Origin of the sequence: Xanthomonas hyacinthi, from assembly GCF_009769165.1 — a bacterium.
Classification (GTDB): Bacteria; Pseudomonadota; Gammaproteobacteria; order Xanthomonadales; family Xanthomonadaceae; genus Xanthomonas_A; species Xanthomonas_A hyacinthi.
On record NZ_CP043476.1, the window covers coordinates 3,995,570 to 4,013,173 of the forward strand.

General features: G+C 64.6%; 12 protein-coding genes, 4 tRNA genes and 1 pseudogene. 11 read left to right on the top strand and 6 right to left on the bottom strand.

Features of this window, described 5'->3' with window-relative positions; all coding sequences use genetic code 11:
- Positions 1 to 6: 6 nt before the first annotated feature.
- On the bottom strand, positions 7 to 1,503 hold the full coding sequence (locus FZ025_RS17540) for a CoA-acylating methylmalonate-semialdehyde dehydrogenase (protein ID WP_146093504.1): 1,497 nt from the start codon (positions 1,501 to 1,503) through the stop codon (positions 7 to 9).
- A 9-nt stretch (positions 1,504 to 1,512) separates the two neighbouring features.
- On the bottom strand, positions 1,513 to 2,676 hold the full coding sequence (locus tag FZ025_RS17545) for an iron-containing alcohol dehydrogenase (protein ID WP_046977991.1): 1,164 nt from the start codon (positions 2,674 to 2,676) through the stop codon (positions 1,513 to 1,515).
- A 734-nt stretch (positions 2,677 to 3,410) separates the two neighbouring features.
- Here FZ025_RS17545 and FZ025_RS17550 point away from each other — a divergent pair.
- The 5 genes from FZ025_RS17550 (at position 3,411) to FZ025_RS17570 (ending at position 8,379) form a co-directional block, all read left to right on the top strand.
- Positions 3,411 to 4,052 (top strand): VOC family protein, encoded by a 642-nt coding sequence (locus tag FZ025_RS17550; RefSeq protein WP_146093505.1) that lies wholly within the window; start codon positions 3,411 to 3,413, stop codon positions 4,050 to 4,052.
- 79 nt (positions 4,053 to 4,131) lie between these two features.
- Positions 4,132 to 5,346 (top strand): cytochrome P450, encoded by a 1,215-nt coding sequence (locus FZ025_RS17555; protein WP_146093506.1) that lies wholly within the window; start codon positions 4,132 to 4,134, stop codon positions 5,344 to 5,346.
- A gap of 184 nt (positions 5,347 to 5,530) precedes the next feature.
- Positions 5,531 to 5,848 carry a 2Fe-2S iron-sulfur cluster-binding protein gene (locus FZ025_RS17560; RefSeq protein WP_046977989.1) on the top strand — a complete coding sequence of 106 codons (318 nt, stop codon included), beginning with the start codon at positions 5,531 to 5,533 and terminating at the stop codon, positions 5,846 to 5,848.
- A gap of 24 nt (positions 5,849 to 5,872) precedes the next feature.
- Positions 5,873 to 7,105, top strand: coding sequence for an NAD(P)/FAD-dependent oxidoreductase (locus FZ025_RS17565; RefSeq protein WP_046977988.1), 1,233 nt, complete (start codon positions 5,873 to 5,875; stop codon positions 7,103 to 7,105).
- Positions 7,106 to 7,314: 209 nt separating this feature from the next.
- Positions 7,315 to 8,379, top strand: coding sequence for a SphA family protein (locus FZ025_RS17570; RefSeq protein ID WP_158185592.1), 1,065 nt, complete (start codon positions 7,315 to 7,317; stop codon positions 8,377 to 8,379).
- Between the two features lie 72 nt (positions 8,380 to 8,451).
- Here the strand turns inward: FZ025_RS17570 and FZ025_RS22045 are convergent, their stop codons facing one another.
- A complete protein-coding gene (locus tag FZ025_RS22045; RefSeq protein ID WP_046977987.1) occupies positions 8,452 to 8,658 on the bottom strand; it encodes a hypothetical protein in 207 nt (68 codons plus the stop codon).
- 196 nt (positions 8,659 to 8,854) lie between these two features.
- Here FZ025_RS22045 and FZ025_RS17580 point away from each other — a divergent pair.
- The 6 genes and pseudogenes from FZ025_RS17580 (at position 8,855) to FZ025_RS17605 (ending at position 11,409) form a co-directional block, all read left to right on the top strand.
- Positions 8,855 to 9,969: pseudogene (locus FZ025_RS17580) on the top strand (two-component system sensor histidine kinase NtrB).
- Positions 9,970 to 9,973: 4 nt separating this feature from the next.
- Positions 9,974 to 10,333 carry a response regulator gene (locus tag FZ025_RS17585; protein WP_046977986.1) on the top strand — a complete coding sequence of 120 codons (360 nt, stop codon included), beginning with the start codon at positions 9,974 to 9,976 and terminating at the stop codon, positions 10,331 to 10,333.
- 564 nt (positions 10,334 to 10,897) lie between these two features.
- Positions 10,898 to 10,973 (top strand) — tRNA-Ala (locus tag FZ025_RS17590).
- Between the two features lie 46 nt (positions 10,974 to 11,019).
- Positions 11,020 to 11,095: transfer RNA gene (locus FZ025_RS17595), tRNA-Glu, on the top strand.
- A gap of 104 nt (positions 11,096 to 11,199) precedes the next feature.
- Positions 11,200 to 11,275 (top strand) — tRNA-Ala (locus FZ025_RS17600).
- Positions 11,276 to 11,333: 58 nt separating this feature from the next.
- Positions 11,334 to 11,409, top strand: a tRNA-Glu gene (locus FZ025_RS17605).
- A 111-nt stretch (positions 11,410 to 11,520) separates the two neighbouring features.
- Here the strand turns inward: FZ025_RS17605 and FZ025_RS17610 are convergent.
- Genes FZ025_RS17610 through FZ025_RS17620 form a run of 3 tightly spaced genes read right to left on the bottom strand, consistent with a single transcriptional unit; the run spans position 11,521 to position 17,599 of the window.
- Positions 11,521 to 13,401 (bottom strand): esterase/lipase family protein, encoded by a 1,881-nt coding sequence (locus FZ025_RS17610; RefSeq protein WP_244292397.1) that lies wholly within the window; start codon positions 13,399 to 13,401, stop codon positions 11,521 to 11,523.
- The gene (locus tag FZ025_RS17615) at positions 13,398 to 16,484 is read right to left on the bottom strand and encodes an efflux RND transporter permease subunit (protein WP_104558020.1); all 3,087 of its coding nucleotides are present in this window, start codon (positions 16,482 to 16,484) and stop codon (positions 13,398 to 13,400) included. The genes FZ025_RS17610 and FZ025_RS17615 overlap by 4 nt, the downstream gene beginning before the upstream one ends.
- Complete coding sequence (locus tag FZ025_RS17620; protein ID WP_104558022.1) at positions 16,481 to 17,599, bottom strand: efflux RND transporter periplasmic adaptor subunit; 1,119 nt, start codon at positions 17,597 to 17,599, stop codon at positions 16,481 to 16,483. Before FZ025_RS17620 ends, FZ025_RS17615 begins: the two co-directional genes overlap by 4 nt.
- Positions 17,600 to 17,604 lie beyond the last annotated feature (5 nt).

The window sequence follows — 17,604 nt, forward strand, 5'->3', positions numbered from 1 at the left end:
ACCCCCTCATGCGAGCGTCGGCATGACGAAGTCGGCGCCGGCGCGGATCCCGGTGGGCCAGCGCAGCGTAGCGGTCTTGAGGCGCGTGTAGAACCGCACCCCTTCGGGACCATGGATATGGTGATCGCCGAAGAGGGACCGCTTCCAGCCGCCAAACGAGTGGAAGGCCATCGGCACGGGGATGGGGACGTTCACCCCGACCATGCCGGCACGCACGCGGCTGAGGAAGGTCTGCGCGGCATCCCCGTCGCGCGTGAAGATCGCCGTTCCGTTGCCGAACTCGTGGTCGTTGACGAGCGCGAGCGCCTCTTCAAATCCCTCGGCGCGAATCACCGACAGCACGGGGCCGAAGATCTCCTCGCGGTGGATGCGCATGTTCGGGCGGACATGGTCGAACAGCGTGCCGCCGATGAAGAAGCCCTTCTCGTGGCCGTGGAGCGAGAGGTCGCGGCCGTCCACGATCAGCGCAGCGCCTTCTGCGACACCGGCTTCGATATAGGCCGCTACCTTGTCGCGATGCGCCGCCGTGACCAACGGTCCCATTTCCACCGAGGGGTCGGTACCCGGACCGATTTGCAGAGCGCGAACTCTGGGCGCGAGGCGCTCGATCAAACCTTCTGCCGTCGCCTCGCCCACCGGCACGGCGACGGAGATCGCCATGCAACGCTCCCCGGCGGATCCGTAGGCCGCGCCCATCAGGGCGTCGGCGACCTGATCAAGATCGGCGTCCGGCATGACGATCATATGGTTCTTCGCGCCGCCCAGCGCCTGCACGCGCTTGCCCGACTTGGTGCCGCGCTCGTAGACATATTCCGCGATCGGCGTCGAGCCGACGAAGCTGATAGCCTCGACTCGTGGGTCATCGAGCAGGACGTCCACTGCGGTCTTGTCGCCATGGACGACGTTGAACACGCCGTCGGGCAGACCTGCCTGCTGCAGCAGCAACGCCAGTTCGCCAGCCAGGCTCGGATCGCGTTCCGAAGGCTTGAGGATGAAGCTGTTGCCGCAGGCGAGGGCCACCGGGAACATCCACATCGGCACCATTGCGGGGAAGTTGAACGGTGTGATGCCGGCGACGACGCCCAGCGGCTGGCGGAAGGAGACGGCGCCGACATTGCGTCCGACCTGTTCGCTGTAGTCGCCCTTCAGCAGTTGCGGAATGCCGCAGGCGAACTCCACGACTTCCAGGCCGCGGGTCAGTTCGCCCTTCGCGTCCGACAGGATTTTGCCATGTTCGGAAGTGATCAGGGCGGATAGGCGATCGCCCTCGCGCTCGACAAGATCGCGGAAGCGGAACAGCACCCGCGCCCGGACATGCGGGGGCGTCGCCGCCCAGCCGGGGAACGCCGCGGCGGCGGCGGCGATGGCCTGCCGCACGGTGTCGGCGTCAGCGCTCGCGACGGCGCCGGTCGGCTCGCCGGTTGCCGGATTGTAGACGGTGAGCCGCGTCGTGCCGCTTCCCGGCGTGAAGCGACCAGCAATTACGTGATCTATGTCGTGCACGATAACTCCTTAGGCTGTCCAGACCTGACGGTAGATCGCCTGGATCTCGTCAGCGGAGGGGATGATCGGGTTGTTGCCGGGAGAGCCGGAAGCAAGCGCCTGCTCCGCCATGATCGGCAGCAGCGCGGTCCAACGCTCATGGTCGATACCGTAGGCTGCTGGCGATGGGACCTCAAGCTCGAGATTGAGCCTGGACAGTTCGTCGAGCAGCCTGGCGACTGCACTCTGGTCCTGCTCATCGACGCTCGCCACGCCCATCGCGCGTGCGCACTGCGCATAGCGGATCAGCGCGGCCGGCGCCGACCAGGCGGTGACGGCCGGAAGCAGCATCGCGTTGGAGAGGCCGTGCGCAACATGGAAATGCGCGCCGATCGGTCGACTCATGCCATGGACCAGGGCCACGCTGGAATTGGAGAAGGCGATGCCGGCCAGTGTCGAGCCGAGCATCATCGCCGCACGCGCCTCGCGATCCTGCGGGTCGGACCAGACCCGGCGCAAATTCGGTGCGATGGCGCGCATCGCCGACAGCGCGAATCCGTCCGAGAACGGATTCGCCCGCCGCGACACATAGGCCTCGATCGCATGGGTCAATGCATCGATGCCGGTATCGGCGGTGAGGCGCGGTGGCATGGTGAGGGTCAGCTCGTAGTCGACCAGCGCCGCCACCGGCAGATAGGCGAGGCCCGCGCACAACATTTTCTCGTCGTTGGTCTCGTCGGTGACAATGGTGAAGCGGGTGGCTTCCGAGCCGGTGCCGGCCGTCGTCGGGATGGCGATGATTGGCAGGCCCGGTGCATCTTGCAGGTGCGGCGCCTTGTAGTCGCGGCACTGGCCTCCATGTACCGCAAGGATCGCGATGGCCTTTGCGCTGTCGATCGGGCTCCCGCCGCCGAATCCCACGACGCAGTCGTGATCGGCTTGCGTCAGTGCGGCGAGCGCGGCTTCGATCGACGCCGCCGTTGGCTCGGGAACCGTGTCGGAAAAGGCCCGGGCGCTGAGCCCGGCCTGGTTCAGGCCATCAAGCACCGCGTCGAGACGACCGGTATCGGTGAGGTAGCGGTCGGTGACGATAAAGGGACGCGAGAGACCGAGCATCGTCAGCAGTGACGCCAACTCGGCCGACGCGCCGGCACCGATGCGCAAAATCCTCGGAAGCGCCGCTTGGTAGATCATTATTACCTCTCTTTCAATCGTGACTCAGGTGTTTTTGGCGGCCGAGTCCGGATCCGGCAGGCCGGCGACTCATCCCAGCCGCTGAGACAGACCGGCCTCGACCGCACGCGATTTCTTCACGCCCAGAAATGTCGGTTGAGAAACCAGCGCGTGTCGCGTGGATGTGGCGAGGAGATTCACACATGCGCGAGTTGAGGAACAGACAAATCTTCCGACCTCGACAAATCGGCGCGATAGCGATTGCAGGCGCGGCTCCTATGTTGCACTGCACTAAATATGTTGCATCGCAATAAATATGCTGCATTGCACTAAATCTGGAATCGATAACTTGCTGACGCGGCATTTTTACCGTTTGTCGGTCGCTTCGGAGAAATCGTTTGGGCCGATGATAGACATCCGTCGACCTGATGCCTCGGCCTGATCAGAATGGGCGGTGTTGACAAAATGAGATGCCACACCATCCGGCAAACGCTGACTTGCTGCGAGCGCGGCAGTTATGCTACATCACACGCCTCGTCCGCAGCCGCTTCTGCGCCAGCGAGCAAAATTTCCCATGCCCGAGCGATTTCCCATGTATTGGGAATCAGGTTGGCTTATGTGCTTCATAACAGCTTTCGATTTCCGCTTTCCGGCGCGTGGCGATACCGTCGAAGTGCCGATCGGATCGACGCGGAACATTTTATCCGGAATGGTACGGACCAAGACACTGAAAACCTGAGCAAGGGAGGTAACTGATGAATACGCGGGTCGGGCAGCCGGGGTTGGCGAGCGAGGAGCGATACGCACGAGACAGCTCTTATCCAACTCCTGAGGGAATAATTCATGTTTCTATCGTTTGTGGTAAGAACTACGCCGAGTCGTTGAAGTTCTACCAAACCGTACTTAATATGCGCATAGTCTACGAGATCCAGGGCCGGGTGCGGTTCACGGCCTTGAGTTTCGACGAGGAAAATCATCGGGTTGGATTGATCGAACGTCCGCAACTGCAGACGCGCCCCCCCGATACCGTGCGCATCGAGCACAGTTCTTGGCGCTATCGTTCATTGGGCGAGGCTTTGGAGACGGTCCGCCACGTGGAGAAGGAACTCGGCATTTTTCCCAATGCGGTTCATCAAGGACCGATCATTTCGATTAGCTATCAGGATCCGGACAAGAACCGTTGCGAGCTTATCGTCGATTGTGCGCCTACGCAGGCAGACATCATCACGTTCTATCATGAGACGCTGGCGGAAAATCCGGACTTCGATACGCTGATGCCGTTCGACTTGCGTGGCATGCTGGAGAAGGAAGCGGCAGGCGAACCGCTGGAACACCTGCTGAGCTATACCTGGGTGCGCGACAATTTGCCGCCATTGACGTCCAAAAGGTACTTGTGAATGTGCTTGGCAACGGTGATTCGGCGTGAAGCGGATCTGTCCGTCCGGGCACAACACCTATAAAAGTGGGAGGGCCTACGTGGATAACAAGAAAAAGGTACGCGACGAAGAGGTCATGCTTTCTGGACCAGCGACCGATCTGGACATCTTCGACGATGCGGTGCTGCTCGATCCCTACGAGACATATGGGCAGTTGCGCGATTTGGGAGGGGCGGTATGGTCGCTGCGTCATCGTGCCTGGATGCTGCCACGCTTTGCCGAGGTAAAGCGCGCACTCGAAGACCACGGGACCTTTATCTCGGGTGAAGGCGTTGGACTCTATCCGCCTGCGGTGGAAGCGCTCCAAGGCACGGTCATCGCGTCCGATCCTCCAGACCATACGCCTCTGCGCCGGGTCATTTCCGCGCGCATGTCGCTTCGTGGCCTGAGGGCGATGGAAGCGCAGGTGCAAGAGGCCGCGGACGTGCTGATCGACAAGCTCGTGGCGCGGCGGCACATCGATGCGATCACAGAACTCGCGGCCGGATTCCCGCTGATGATCGTCGCAGACCTCATCGGCTTGCCCGAGAATGAGCGCGACGATCTGTTGAACTGGGCCGACGCCGTGTTCAATACATTCGGGCCGGAAAACGAGCGGACCTTGTGCGCCTGGGACAAATTCGGAGCACTTTGGGAATACATTGGCAGGCTCGACAAGAACCCCGAGATCCTCAGGCCCGGCAGCATGGGACGGGAGATCTATGAGGCCGCCGAGCGTGGCGAGATCAGACCTGAACAGGCCGGTCGTCTGATGAGTGCGTTCCTGGCAGCCGGCCTCGATACCACGATTGCGTCCATCGGCAATTTCGTCTGGTTGTTCGGCCGGCACCCGGAAACCTGGGACAGCGTCCGTGCCAACCCTGCCAGCATCCCGCATGCATTCAATGAAGTCCTTCGCTTCGAGTCGCCGGTGCTGGCATTCAGGCGAACCGTCGCGCGCGAGATCACCATCGATGGCTGTCAGCTTCGTCAAGGTGATAAGGTCCTTATTCTCTATGCGTCGGCAAACCGCGACGGCCGTTATTGGGATCGACCGGATGAGTTCGATGTCGCACGCCGGCCAAGCGAACATCTCGCTTTTGGCTTCGGAATCCATAACTGCGCGGGTCAAGGCCTTGCGCGCTTGGAAGCGCACGCGATCATGACAGCGCTTGCGCGAAAGGTACGCCGGTTCGAGGTCGGAACTCCGCGGCGCCACCTGAACAATGTCGTCCGAAGCTTCGAGAGCTTGCCGGTCGAGCTGATTCCCGCCTGAACGCAAGCAAATCAAGTGGTTCGCCATCGCAGCGCGTCCCATCGGAGCGCGTCGCGTTGGACGCGGCCCAACGTTGCTCGCTCTGCGTACGAGGCCGTGATCGAGTCCTGATGATTGTTCTCAATCGGCTCCAGTTGGCGATCTCTCCGGTAGGGATGGCGCCCAGCTGAGCAACGGAGCTGTAATGCCTACACTGATTGTGACGACGCGCCAGAATGAACGGAGGACCATCGATGCCGCGGAGGGATTGAGCTTGATGGAGGCGCTGCGCGACGCGGGGTTCGATGAACTGCTCGCAATGTGCGGTGGTTGCTGTTCTTGCGCAACCTGCCATGTTTATGTCGATGCGGACTTTGTCGATCGTCTCCCGCCGATGGCGGACGAAGAAAGCGAGTTGCTGGGCAGTTCCGACCATCGCACCAGCCGGTCCCGGCTTGCCTGCCAGGTTGCGTTCACGGCGGAGCTCGATGGTTTGGCGGTCACGATCGCTCCGGAAAACTGAAGACGCGGGGGAGGGGATGCGCAAATGAGCAAGTTCTACGACGTGCTGATCGTCGGTGCCGGTCACGGCGGCGCGCAGGCGGCGATTGCGCTGAGACAGCGCAAATTCGCCGGCACGATCGCAATGGTAGGCGAGGAGCCGCATCTTCCCTATGAGCGGCCGCCGCTTTCGAAAGAGTATCTGGCGGGCGACAAGCCTTTCGAGCGGCTGCTGATTCGTCCACCGGCGGTATGGGCGGACCGCAAGATCGACATCTTTGTCGATCAGCGCGTGGTGGCGATCGATCCGCAAACGCGCAGCGTCACCACTGCCGGAGGTGACGCGATCGGATATCGTCATCTGGTTTGGGCGACGGGCGGCCGCCCGCGCCAATTGAGCTGCCCAGGTCACGATTTGGCCGGCGTCCACTCCATACGCAGCCGTGACGATATCGATCGGATGATCGGCGAGCTCGCAAGCGCGCAGCGAATAGCCGTGGTTGGGGGCGGCTATATCGGACTCGAGGCTGCGGCAGTGCTCAGGAAGCTCGGCAAGCGCGTGACGGTTCTGGAAGCGCAAGACCGCGTGCTGGCGCGGGTAGCCGGGCGGGAACTATCGCGCTTCTTCGAGGCTGAGCATCGGTCGCATGGCGTCGATCTGCGGCTTGGCGTGAAGGTCGAGCAGATCGAAGGCGCGAACGGACGCGTCGTGGGTGTGAGGCTCGGGAACGGAGTCATCGTGCCTGCCGACATGGTTATCGTCGGCATCGGCATTTCGCCGGTGGTCGAGCCGCTGATCGCAGCCGGAGCAAACGGCGACAACGGCGTCGCGATCGATGCGTATTGCCGCACGTCACTGCCCGATGTCTTCGCGATTGGCGACTGCGCCTTGCACCCCAGCGCATTCGCAGACGGCCTGCCTATTCGCCTGGAATCGGTTGCGAACGCGAATGACATGGGGAGCGCGGTCGCGAAGATCCTGACCGGTGAGCCAGAGGTCTATCACGCCGTGCCGTGGTTCTGGTCCAACCAGTACGATGTGCGGCTGCAGACGGTTGGATTATCGGCCGGCCATGATCAGGAAGTTGTCCGCGGCGATCCAGCATCCCGCAGTTTTTCGATCTGCTATTTGAAGACGGGCAAGTTGATTGCTCTCGACTGCATCAATTCCACTAAAGACTACGTTGAAGGGCGGACGCTGATCGCCGCGGGCGCGGCCCCTTTGCCTGTGCAATTGGCCGACACTGGCTTGCGCTTGCGGTCGCTCGCGATCTGCTGAGGAGAACGGTCGCAGAAAATTGGTTCTGCGACCGCGGTATGGGACCAGGTTAAACAAAAAAACGGGAGAGGGACACAATGCCATTTCAAACCTCGCATCCAAGTGCGAACGTTCATTCGCTTTCTTATCGTCAATGCTCTTTCGAGACACGCGATCCGAATTCACGAAAGCGAACGCTGATAACAGAATGCGCTTCGAACAGCATTCGAATGAGTGCGGTACTGGACGGACAATCCTGGTTGGACAAGGCTTGCTCCACATTCATGCGTGGACTTCGATCGCCCGCTCGGACTCGATCGGGTTCGAGTGCGGCGAGGGTCGCATTGTTTGGCGCGCTATTTTCGACGAGCGCGATTATTCCAGCGACTGCCGCGGAAACCGCAATCCCGATCACGCCACCTGCCGGCACGGACCTCAGCCAGGCCATTCTTCCTCCGTCCGGTCTGTATGGCGCGCTGTTTTCCATCCCATACAACGAGAACAGAAACTCCTACGACTATGACGGAAATAAAGTGCCAGCGCAACAGAATGTGAGACTTCGAATCCCGTTGACTGGCGTGGCCCTCGCATACGTCTATCCTTTTGAACTCTGGGGAGGCCAACTTGGATCTACGCTCGTCGTTTCTTTTTGGGATCTGGATTACTCCATTGCCGGCGGTGCAGTCCGAGGCCATCAGCGCAACCTTGCCGATACTTATTCCGATATTTTTTTCTGGTCGAAGAACGTAGGGCGCTTCGGCGCAACTCCGGGAGACCTACCTTTGTCCTACGGTCTGACCGTAGCCGGTGGGTTCGCCCTGAAGTTTCCGACCGGAAAATATGACAAAGCCAACCCGCTGAACATCGGAAGCAATATCTGGCTCGCAATTCCGAATTTCGCCGTGACTTATGTGACAGGCCCTGACATGTCGCTAGGCGACAGCACAGAACTCAGTGCGCGTGTGTTCATGGGGTTTCCATACAAGAATTCAGCGACCGGGTACAATTCTGGAAATATCGTTGCTGTGGATTGGTCGGCAAGTCAGCGCTTCGGAAATTTTCAAGTCGGCGTCGCCGGATATTATCAAAAGCAAATTTCGGATGACAACGCCGCCGGCGGTGTTGCAGTGCCCGACGGAGGACGATTCTCCTACGCCGGAATCGGTCCTGTCCTGCAATATACATTCCCGAAAAATGGCATTTCGATCAAGGCGAAGTACGGCAATAACTTCGGCGAGAAGAATTTCACCAATACGAATTTCCTCTCTTTTTCGATTTCAGGAAAACTCTATTGAGGCGGCTCTGCAAGCTGCGCCAGCATCCGCTGCTGGCGCAAGCCACAGCCACGACTGAAACGATAGGCGGCTTCATCCGCCGCGGCCGATGTTGACGTCAAAATGACGCATCGGTTCCAGCGCGGTGAGGTTGCTCTTGGCCCGGCCGGCACCGGCGGGGCCAATGGCAATGCGCGGGAAGCGCATATCCAGCACGGCATCGGCGCGGTTCGCTCTGGACGAGGCGACGAGCAGGCGGCAAATGGCGTACCGCAGGCGGGCTGCCGTGCACCGGGCCATGGCACCGAGTCCGGTCGGCGCTGTTTTCGCGACCTTGCCGATCCCGTGCGAAGCGGCTTGGGACCCAAGCTGGCGCAGCCACCCGTTGCCTGCTCGCCTGAGCCGCCGCGATGGCCGCTGGAAGATGTCTGAATCACAGAAAAATAACAAAATTCCGGCCAATTTGTATTGGCCTTCACAGGTAATCCTAGACAGAATGCACGTTCCCCTTGCCGCCGAGGCAGACCGACTGCTTCTCCAGAGTGTTACGGATTACGCGATCTACATGCTCGATCCGGAAGGATTCATCCTCAGCTGGAACGCGGGAGGGCGGCATATCAAGGGATACGAGGAGGCCGAGATCATTGGCCAGCATTTTTCCAGGTTCTATACGCCGAACGATGTCGCCGCAGGACTGCCTTGGATGGGCTTGAGACCGCCAGGCGCGAGGGCCGCTACGAAGCGGAAGGCTGGCGGGTGAGGAAGGATGGCTCGCACTTCCGCGCCAGCGTCATCATCGATCCGATCTGGAAGGACGCCGTGCTCGTCGGTTTCGCCAAGGTCACCCGCGACATCACCGAAAAATTCAACGCCACGGAAAATCTTCGCAAGGCGGAGCGTGCGTTGGCGCAGGCGCAGAAAGTCCAGGCGATTGGCCGCTTGACGCTGGGCATCGCCCACGATTTCAACAATCTGCTGGCGATCATCGTCGGCAGCCTGGATCTGTTGGCGAAGACCGAGCGCGACGATCGCAGCAAGCTGCTGATTGGCGCGGCGAACGACGCGGCGGAGCGGGGAAGCCGGTTGTCGCGGCAGATGCTGGCGTTCGCCCGTGGCCAGGACCTGGCGCCCGAATCGAACGACGTGAACCAGCTCATCGCCAAGGCGGCCGAACTGTATCAACGCGTGGCCGGGGAGCGCATGTGCTGCCAGTTCGATCTCGCCGATGCCTTGCCCAGCGTGATCGTCGACGCCAGCCAATTCGAGGCCGCGCTCATGAACCTGATCGCGAATGCGCGCGATGCGATGCCCAATGGCCGGATCGTGATCTCCACGCGGGTGTGCCGGCCGGACCCGATGCTGTACTTGGAAGCCAAGTCCGACCGTGACTATGTGTGCGTGGCGGTGCAGGACAATGGTCCGGGAATGACCGAGGAGGTACGCCTGCGCGCCATGGAGCCATTCTTCACCACGAAGGACGTCGGCAGTGGCAGCGGGCTGGGATTGAGCCAGGTCTACGGTTTCGCCGGCCAGTCCGGCGGATTCGCCTCCATCGATAGCGCGGCAGGGCAGGGCGCCACGATCGCCATGTACATTCCTGCTGCGTCGTGACGCCATGACGCCGAGAAAGGTCCTCTATGTCGAGGAGGATGCGCTACTGCGGATGGTGACGGTCCTCGCGCTGAAGGATGCAGGTTTCGAAGTGCTGGAAGCGGCCGACGGCATCGAGGCGCAGGCGCGGCTCGCCGTGGGACATTTCGATTGCGTGATCAGCGACATCAGCATGCCGGGAGGCGTCAGTGGCATCGAGGTCGCGCGGACCGCGCATGCGCTTAACCCCCATTGCGTGACGGTCCTGCTCTCGGGCTATGCGCGCTCGCAGCTGCCGCCGTTGCCGCCGACGGCGCGTTTCCTGCCCAAGCCCTATCGGATGCACGAACTGTTGGGAACGCTCGACTCGGAAGGCAGCGCATGAACCGGGCGGCGCGTCGTGGCGTGCGTTGCAAAACAGGGCGTCGGCTCCACTGCTGCCGCGACGCGCTGCGGCGGAGGGGACCTGACCGCAGCGCCATGCGGGCGCATGCGCCTACACAAGTAAATCGCTTTGCCGAACGCAGTGTGCTGCGCGTCGATGCTGCGTGAGCAGGCGGCGGCGTGTCGTCTTCGGCGCGTGCAGATCGGCCTTCGGGGCCTCCATCGCGGCAGTGGAGCGAGCGGTGCGCGGAGGGTGGATGGGTCGGTCGTTGCGCCGGGTCGGCAGAAGGCGCGCGGCGCGCATGACCCGTTTTCGATCCCAACGCAATCACGGCAACCCAAAGGACGAGCATGACGGCCCATCGGCAGCCCGATCACGTGAATGGCGACGCGTGGTGTTGCTGGAACCGCTGGCCATCGACTACGGCGCAGAACACCGGCGCCGGCGGGTGGCGCGCGCGATCACCGGTCGCGGAAATTCCGCGGTCCCTCGTGTTAGAAAATTCAAAAAACGCTTGCGCGCGCCGGACGCCATCGCTAGTATTCCGCTCCTCGCAGCACACGTGGGGCCATAGCTCAGCTGGGAGAGCGCTTGCATGGCATGCAAGAGGTCGCCGGTTCGATCCCGGCTGGCTCCACCAACTTTTCGGATGCTAGGCCTGTCCGCAAAGCGCCATCGTTAGCAGCGTCCCCATCGTCTAGAGGCCTAGGACATCACCCTTTCACGGTGGCGACCGGGGTTCGAATCCCCGTGGGGACGCCATTTTATTCGCAAGCAACCTGGAGTCCGGCAACGCCGGACTTTTTCGTGCGGGATTTGTACCTGCCCACGGAATCGGGTAAGATTCCGCCTCTGCCAGTACACGTGGGGCCATAGCTCAGCTGGGAGAGCGCTTGCATGGCATGCAAGAGGTCGCCGGTTCGATCCCGGCTGGCTCCACCAAGTTTTCGCAGCAAGTTTTCGGACATAGGCCTGTCCGCAAAGCGGCAACAGCATCAGCGTCCCCATCGTCTAGAGGCCTAGGACATCACCCTTTCACGGTGGCGACCGGGGTTCGAATCCCCGTGGGGACGCCATTTCACACGAAGACGCCCGGCACTGCCGGGTGTTTTTTTGTCTGCGTTTTGTTTGCGCGCCGCCGCCAGGCGAGCGTTGGCGGGCGGCGTTGCCGCATGCCGCTGCGCGGCTCAGCGCAGCAGCTTGCGGATCTCCAGGATGGCCTGCGCGGTTTCCTGCACGCTGTGCCCGGAGGTAATGACGGTTTCCGACGCCGCGCCGTCCAGATGCGCGCTCCAGTACGGTACCAAGCCGTCGTCGGATTGCGGCAATGGCACGCGCGCGTCGCGGCGGGCGATGATCGAGTGGTAGGCGACCTGCGGCGAGATCTTCAGGTGCGCGGCGGCCTCGACGAAATCGTCGCGGTCGCTGAGGTTGTCGATGCCGGTCGGCAGCTTGCCGAGCGCGCCGTTGCCGGCGATGTCCTTGAACTGGTCGAGCACGCGCGCCGGCAGGCCGATCAGGCCGCGCAGCAGGCTGCCGAGCACGCCGGTGGCATGCGGCGTGCCGCGCTGCGGCGTGGCCAGGAAGATCGCTGTGGACACCTCCGGCATTGGTGCGAAATGCAGCATCGGTGCCAGCTTGCGCTGTAACTTCTGCAGCGTCTGCGGGTCGAGGCGGCTGTCGCCGAACAGGCGCTGCCAGAGCCGGTCGCCGTCGCTGGAGGACACCATCAGCCGCGCCAGCACGCCGCCCATGCTGTGCCCGACCAGCACCATGTCGTGCGCCGAGGCGCTGCGCCGTTGCGGATCGAAATGGTCCAGCGCCTGCTGCAGGCCCTTGCGGATCTCGATGTGGTTGTAGGCGATCGGCAGATTGGTCGGGTAGTAGACCAGCCAGATCTGGTAGCGGGCGCGCAGTCGTTCGTCGCCGAGCAGCTCGTTGGCCAGGTTCACCCAGGCCTCGGGACTGCTGGCCAGGCCGTGCAGCAGCACCAGCACCCGGCGGTTGGGATCGTAGGGCTGGGACAGGAAGATGTGCGGTCGATCGATGCCGTGGGCCATGCCGAGCAGCGTGCGCAGCGATTGCTCGGCGAATCCGGAGCGCGCCATCCACACGCCGTAGCCGGCGCTGAAGTTGCCGGCCAGCGGCACGCTGTCGCCGCCCAGGCTGGCGTCGGCGCTCAGGTACGGATCGTAGGCTTCCACCCGCACCGCGCGTGCGTGCAGCACCTGCGCCAGGTCGCCGCCCTCGAAGCGCAGCACCACGGTCAGGCTCGGTGCCGGCATTTCGCTGTATGCGGCGTTGGCCTGGTCCGGCGCGTCCGCAGCGTCCTGCGCCGGCGCCGCATTCGGCAGCACCGCGACCATCTCCGAACCGAAGCCGTCGCGCCGGTAGACGCTGCGCAGCCCGGTGAAGCGCAGGCTGCTGGCCGGCAGCATCGCGTCCGGTAGCGGCATGTCCTTCAATGCGCCGAGCCGGGTCACGTCCAGTGCGATGTTCCAGCCGGGCAGGGCCGCCAGTTGCACGGCATCGCCGGCCTGCCGCTGCTGTTGCCGGTAGCGCACGAACAGCGCCGACACCGCTTGCTGCACCGCGTAGTTGTAGTAGTCGCGCACCTGGGTCTGGCGGTCCTCGAACGTGCGCTCGCTCGGCGCGCGGCCGCTGAAAAACAGATAGGCATAGGCGTAGCGCGCGGTCTGCAGCCATGCGTCCAGTTCGGCGTCGCTGCGCGGCTGGCGCTTGCCCAGGCGCAGCGACGCCTGCAGCCACAGTTCGGCGATGGTCGCCAGCTTGCGTTCCTGCAGTAGCCCGTCGTTGTCGAGCAACTGCCCGGCACAGCGCCGCGGCTCGGCGCTGCAGACGCTTTCGCTCAGGCCGAGTACGGTCAGCGTTTCGATCGCCGCGGTACTGAGGTGGCCGCTGCTGAGCGGGTCGCCGCGCTTGGCCTGGATGTATTCGGCCGCGCTCACCGGCTTCAGCGTGACCATCGCGCAGCCGCTCGCGCCCAGCGCCAGGCACAGCAAGGCGAGCGCGCGCCAGGCCAGGCGGCGTGCGCGCCGGCCGCTCACGCCGCCGTCTCTGCCGTTCGCGCGCCGTTGCGGCCGACACGCAGCGCGAACAGCAGGTCGTACAGCACCGGGATCACGCCCAGCGTGACCAGCGTGCCCAGCGCCAGGCCGCCGATCATGGTGATCGCCATGCCGGTCCACAGCGGCCCGGCGAACAGCATCAGCGGGACCAGGCCGACGATGCAGGTCAGCTTGGTCATCACGATCGGGCGCAGGCGCTTGACCGCCGCGGCGACCACCGCCTCGTGCCGGTCCAGGCCGTCGGCCAGTTCGGCGTCGATGCGTTCCAGCAGCAGCACCGCGTTGTTGACGATGATGCCGGCCAGCGCGAGCAGGCCGAAGGTGGCCATGAAGCCGAACGGGTAGCCGGTGACGAGCAGCGCCAGGGCCGCGCCGATCAGCACGAACGGAATGCTGGCGACGACGATGAACAGCTTGCGGAACGAATTGAATTGCCAGATGAACAGCAGCAGGATCGCGCCCAGCGCATGCGGCATGTACTGCAGCAAGGCCTGGTTGGCCTCGGCCGAATCCTCCAGCTCGCCGCCCATCTCGATGCGGTAGCCCGGCGGCAGGCGCAGCGCGGCGACCTTGTCGGCCAGGGCGGCGACGACCTCGTCGGTGGTCATCTGCGGATTGTGCCCGGTGATGGTGATGGCGCGGCTCAGGTTGCGGCGCTGGATCGCCGACGGTTCGAAAGACAAGGCGATCTCGGCGATCGCCGACAACGGCACGGCGGCGCCGCCGGCCTGCGGATAGAGCAGGGTGCTGCCCGGATCGCTGGCCGCGTCGCGTTCGTCGGCGCCGCCGCGCAGCACGATCGGCACGTTGACGCTGTCGTCGCGGACCACCGAGGCATCGATGCCGCTGTAGCGCAGTTGCAGGGCCTGGGCGATGTCGTCGCTGCTGACCCCGGCGCGGCGCGCCTTGGCCTGGTCGACCCGGACCTCGTAGCGGGGAATGCGGATCTCCCAGTCGTCGCTGACGTCGACGGTGCCCGGCAGCTGCCGCAGGGCCTGGGCGATGCCGGCGGCGGCGCGGCGCAACTGCGCTTCATCCGGGCCGATCACCCGGTAGATCGCCACGCCGGACTCGGTCGAGCCCATCGAGAAGCGCTTGGGCTCGGCGCGCACGGCCGGATAGCCGGCGCGGATGTGCTGGCGAACGCGGGCGATGACCGCGTCGATGTCGGTGCCGGGACGGACGCTGACCGTGAAGTAGGCGATGTTGGCCGCGGCCTGCGGCGGGTTCAGGCCCAGCACGATGCGCGGCCCGCCGTCGGCCACGTAGCCGATGCTGTCGACGATCTCGGGGTTGCGTTTGCGATCGGCCAGCCAGTTGCTGATCGATTGCACGGTGTGCAGGGTCTGCCGCGAATCGCTGCCCGGCTGCAGGGTCACCGGCATCTGGAATTGCAGGCGGTCGGACTTGGGCAGGAAGCTGTAGGGAATCGAGCCCAGGATCGTGGCCGCCGCCGCCAACAGCAGCAGCATGCTGCCCAGGAACAGCGCCTTGTGCGCGAGCAACTGTTCGATGATGCGCCGGTAGCCGCGGTACAGCCTGGAATCGTAGTGGTCGGCGCCGTCGGCATGCGCGGCGCTGTGCGCGCGCGCGAAGTACATGCACAGCAGCGGGGTCACGGTGACGCTGAGCAGCCACGAGCCGAGCAGGGTCACCGCCAGCACGATCGCCAGCGAGCGCATGTATTCGTTGGTGCTGGTCTGGCCGAAGAAGAACGGCGAGAACGCCAGCACGATGACCAGCGAGGAGGTCAGCAGCGGCAGCGCCAGGGTGCGCCCTGCGGCTTCGCAGGCCTGCCGGCGCTCTTCGCCGGTGGTCAGGCGGCGCTCGATGTCCTCGGCGATGACGATGCCGTTGTCCACCAGCAGCCCCAGCGCCAGGATGATCGCGGCGATGGAGACGGTCTGCAGTTGCACGTCCAGCGCACGCATCACGATCAGCGTGCCGAGGATGGTCAGCGGCACGATCGCGCCGACGATCAGGCCGGTGCGCCAGCCCAGGAACAGCATCACCACCGCCATCACGATGAGCACGGTCTCGCCCATGACGTGGTGCATCTTGCCCATCTCGCGTTCCACCACGTCGGCCTGGAACGTGACCACGTGCTGGGAAAAACCGGCCGGCAGCATCCGTGCGGTCTCGTCGAGCTTCTGCCGCAGCGCCTGGCCGACTTGCGCGATGTTGTAGCCGGGCGCCATCGACACCGCCACCACCACCGCCGGTTGGCCCTGGTAGATGGCGGCGCTGTCCGGCGGATCGGCCGGCATCAGCTCGATGCGCGCCAGCTGCGACAGCGGGATCTGGCGCGCGTCATCGGCGCCGGAAACGGAGATCAGCGTATTGCGCAATTCGTCCAGGGTGCGGATTTCGCCGGAGGCGGTCACGGTCATCGCCAGGCCGGAGGCGGCGATCTGGCCGCCGCTGGCGACCACGTTCTCGGCGCGCAGCTGTTGCGCCACCGCGCTCGGGGTCAGGCCGGCCTCGCTCAGCCGGGTGCGCTCGAAGGCGACGTAGATGCGGTCCTCGCGCAGCCCGTGGAAGCTGACGCGTTCCACCCCGGGCACGGTGTACAGCTGGGCGCGCATTTCCCGCAGCGGCCCGCGCATCTCGCTGGTGCCGAAGCCCGGTGCGGTGACCGCGATCGAGGCGATCGCGACGCGGCCGAAATCGTCGTCGACGAACGGCCCCTGGGTGCCCGGCGGCAGCTCGGCGCCGGCTTCGGCCGCCTTGTTGCGGACCCGCTGCCACAGCGCTAGCAGGTCGTCGACGTCGTCGCGGGCGGTCAGCTGCACGATCGCGCTGCCCGGCCGGACCGTGGTGACGATCTTCTTGATCCCGGTGAGTTCGCGCAGGTGTTCCTCGAGCGGGCGCGCGATCATGTTCTCGACGCGCTCGCTGGGCATGCCCGGAAACGCGACCTGCACCACCGCATCGCGCACGGTGACGCTGGGTTCCTCCTGCGAGGGAAAGCCGAGGAAGGCGACGATGCCGCCGATCAGGATCAGCGCGGCGCTGAACAGCGCGAAGCGGCTCGAAGCGAGGGTGGCACGGGTCAGGTTCATGGCGAGGCGGTGCCGCTCAGGCGGGTATCGGGACGGAAGGGGACGACGGTCTGTCCGTCGCTGAGGAAGGCCGCGCCAGCGGCGACGATGCGCTCGCCGGCGCTGAGTCCCTGGCGGACCTGCACGCGGCCGTCCGCGGCAGTGCCGGTCACGATCTGGCGGCGGCGCACGCTGGCGTTGCTGCCCTGGTAGACGAACACCATCGGCTTGCCGTTGCCCACGCTCGGCAGCAGCGCGCTGAGCGGCACGCTCAATGGCCGCGCTTCGTTGCGGGGCAGGGCGAGCAACAGGTTCTCGCCGCTGCGCAAGCGCGCAGCGTCGCCGGCAAGGCTGTCGAACAACGCCTGCACGGTCGCGCCGCCTTCCAGGCGATCGGAGACGCTGCGCAGTTGCAACGGCAGCGCTCGCTCGGGCGCATTGGCCCGATACGCGGTCGCCGCCTGGCCGGGACGCAGTGCCGAGGCCAGCGACGCCGGCAGCGCGACCGTCACCTGGGCGCGGCCCCGGCCTTCCACCTGCAGCACCGGCTGGCCCGCTGCAACGTTGGCGTCGGGCTGTTGCAGCCGGGCCACGACGCTGCCGTCGAACGGCGCGCGCAGATCGGCCTGGCGCAGGCCGCGGCGTGCCAGGGCCAGATCCGATTGCGTGCTGCGCAGGCGCGCCTGCGCGCTGGCGAAGGCGGTCTTGGCGGCGGTCAAGCTGGTCGCGGAGGCGGCGCCGTCCTCGAACATGGCCTGCTGCTGGGCCAGCTGGGTCTGCTGCTGACGCAGGTCGGCGGCGGCGATGGTGACGTTGGCGTCGGCCTGCTCGACGCGCAAGCGGGTTGGCTCCGGATCCAGGCGCGCCAGGATCTGGCCCTGGCGCACGCGGTCGCCGACATCCACTTCGATGGAGGCGATACGGCCGCCGCCCTCGAAGCCGAGTTCGGCACGCTGCTCCTGACGCACTTGCGCCACGAAGCGGCTGCCATCGGTGCCGTCGCCGCTGCCGACGGCCTCCAGCTTGACCGCCCGCGGCGCTTCCGGCGCCGGCGCCGGGTCACGGCTGCAGGCGCTCAACGAGGCTGCAGCCAGGGGCACGCAGAGGGAGAGGAAGATCGCAAGACTCGGTTTCATGGGCG

Bases quoted from the DNA above. Each gene is read 5' to 3' on its own strand.
- FZ025_RS17565 (WP_046977988.1), top strand. From the start codon at position 5,873: ATGAGCAAGTTCTACGACGTGCTGATCGTCGGTGCCGGTCACGGCGGC.
- FZ025_RS17545 (WP_046977991.1), bottom strand. From the start codon at position 2,676: ATGATCTACCAAGCGGCGCTTCCGAGGATTTTGCGCATCGGTGCCGGC.
- FZ025_RS17550 (WP_146093505.1), top strand. From the start codon at position 3,411: ATGAATACGCGGGTCGGGCAGCCGGGGTTGGCGAGCGAGGAGCGATAC.
- FZ025_RS17570 (WP_158185592.1), top strand. From the start codon at position 7,315: ATGAGTGCGGTACTGGACGGACAATCCTGGTTGGACAAGGCTTGCTCC.
- FZ025_RS17615 (WP_104558020.1), bottom strand. From the start codon at position 16,484: ATGAACCTGACCCGTGCCACCCTCGCTTCGAGCCGCTTCGCGCTGTTC.
- FZ025_RS17620 (WP_104558022.1), bottom strand. From the start codon at position 17,599: ATGAAACCGAGTCTTGCGATCTTCCTCTCCCTCTGCGTGCCCCTGGCT.
- FZ025_RS22045 (WP_046977987.1), bottom strand. From the start codon at position 8,658: ATGGCCCGGTGCACGGCAGCCCGCCTGCGGTACGCCATTTGCCGCCTG.
- FZ025_RS17585 (WP_046977986.1), top strand. From the start codon at position 9,974: ATGACGCCGAGAAAGGTCCTCTATGTCGAGGAGGATGCGCTACTGCGG.
- FZ025_RS17560 (WP_046977989.1), top strand. From the start codon at position 5,531: ATGCCTACACTGATTGTGACGACGCGCCAGAATGAACGGAGGACCATC.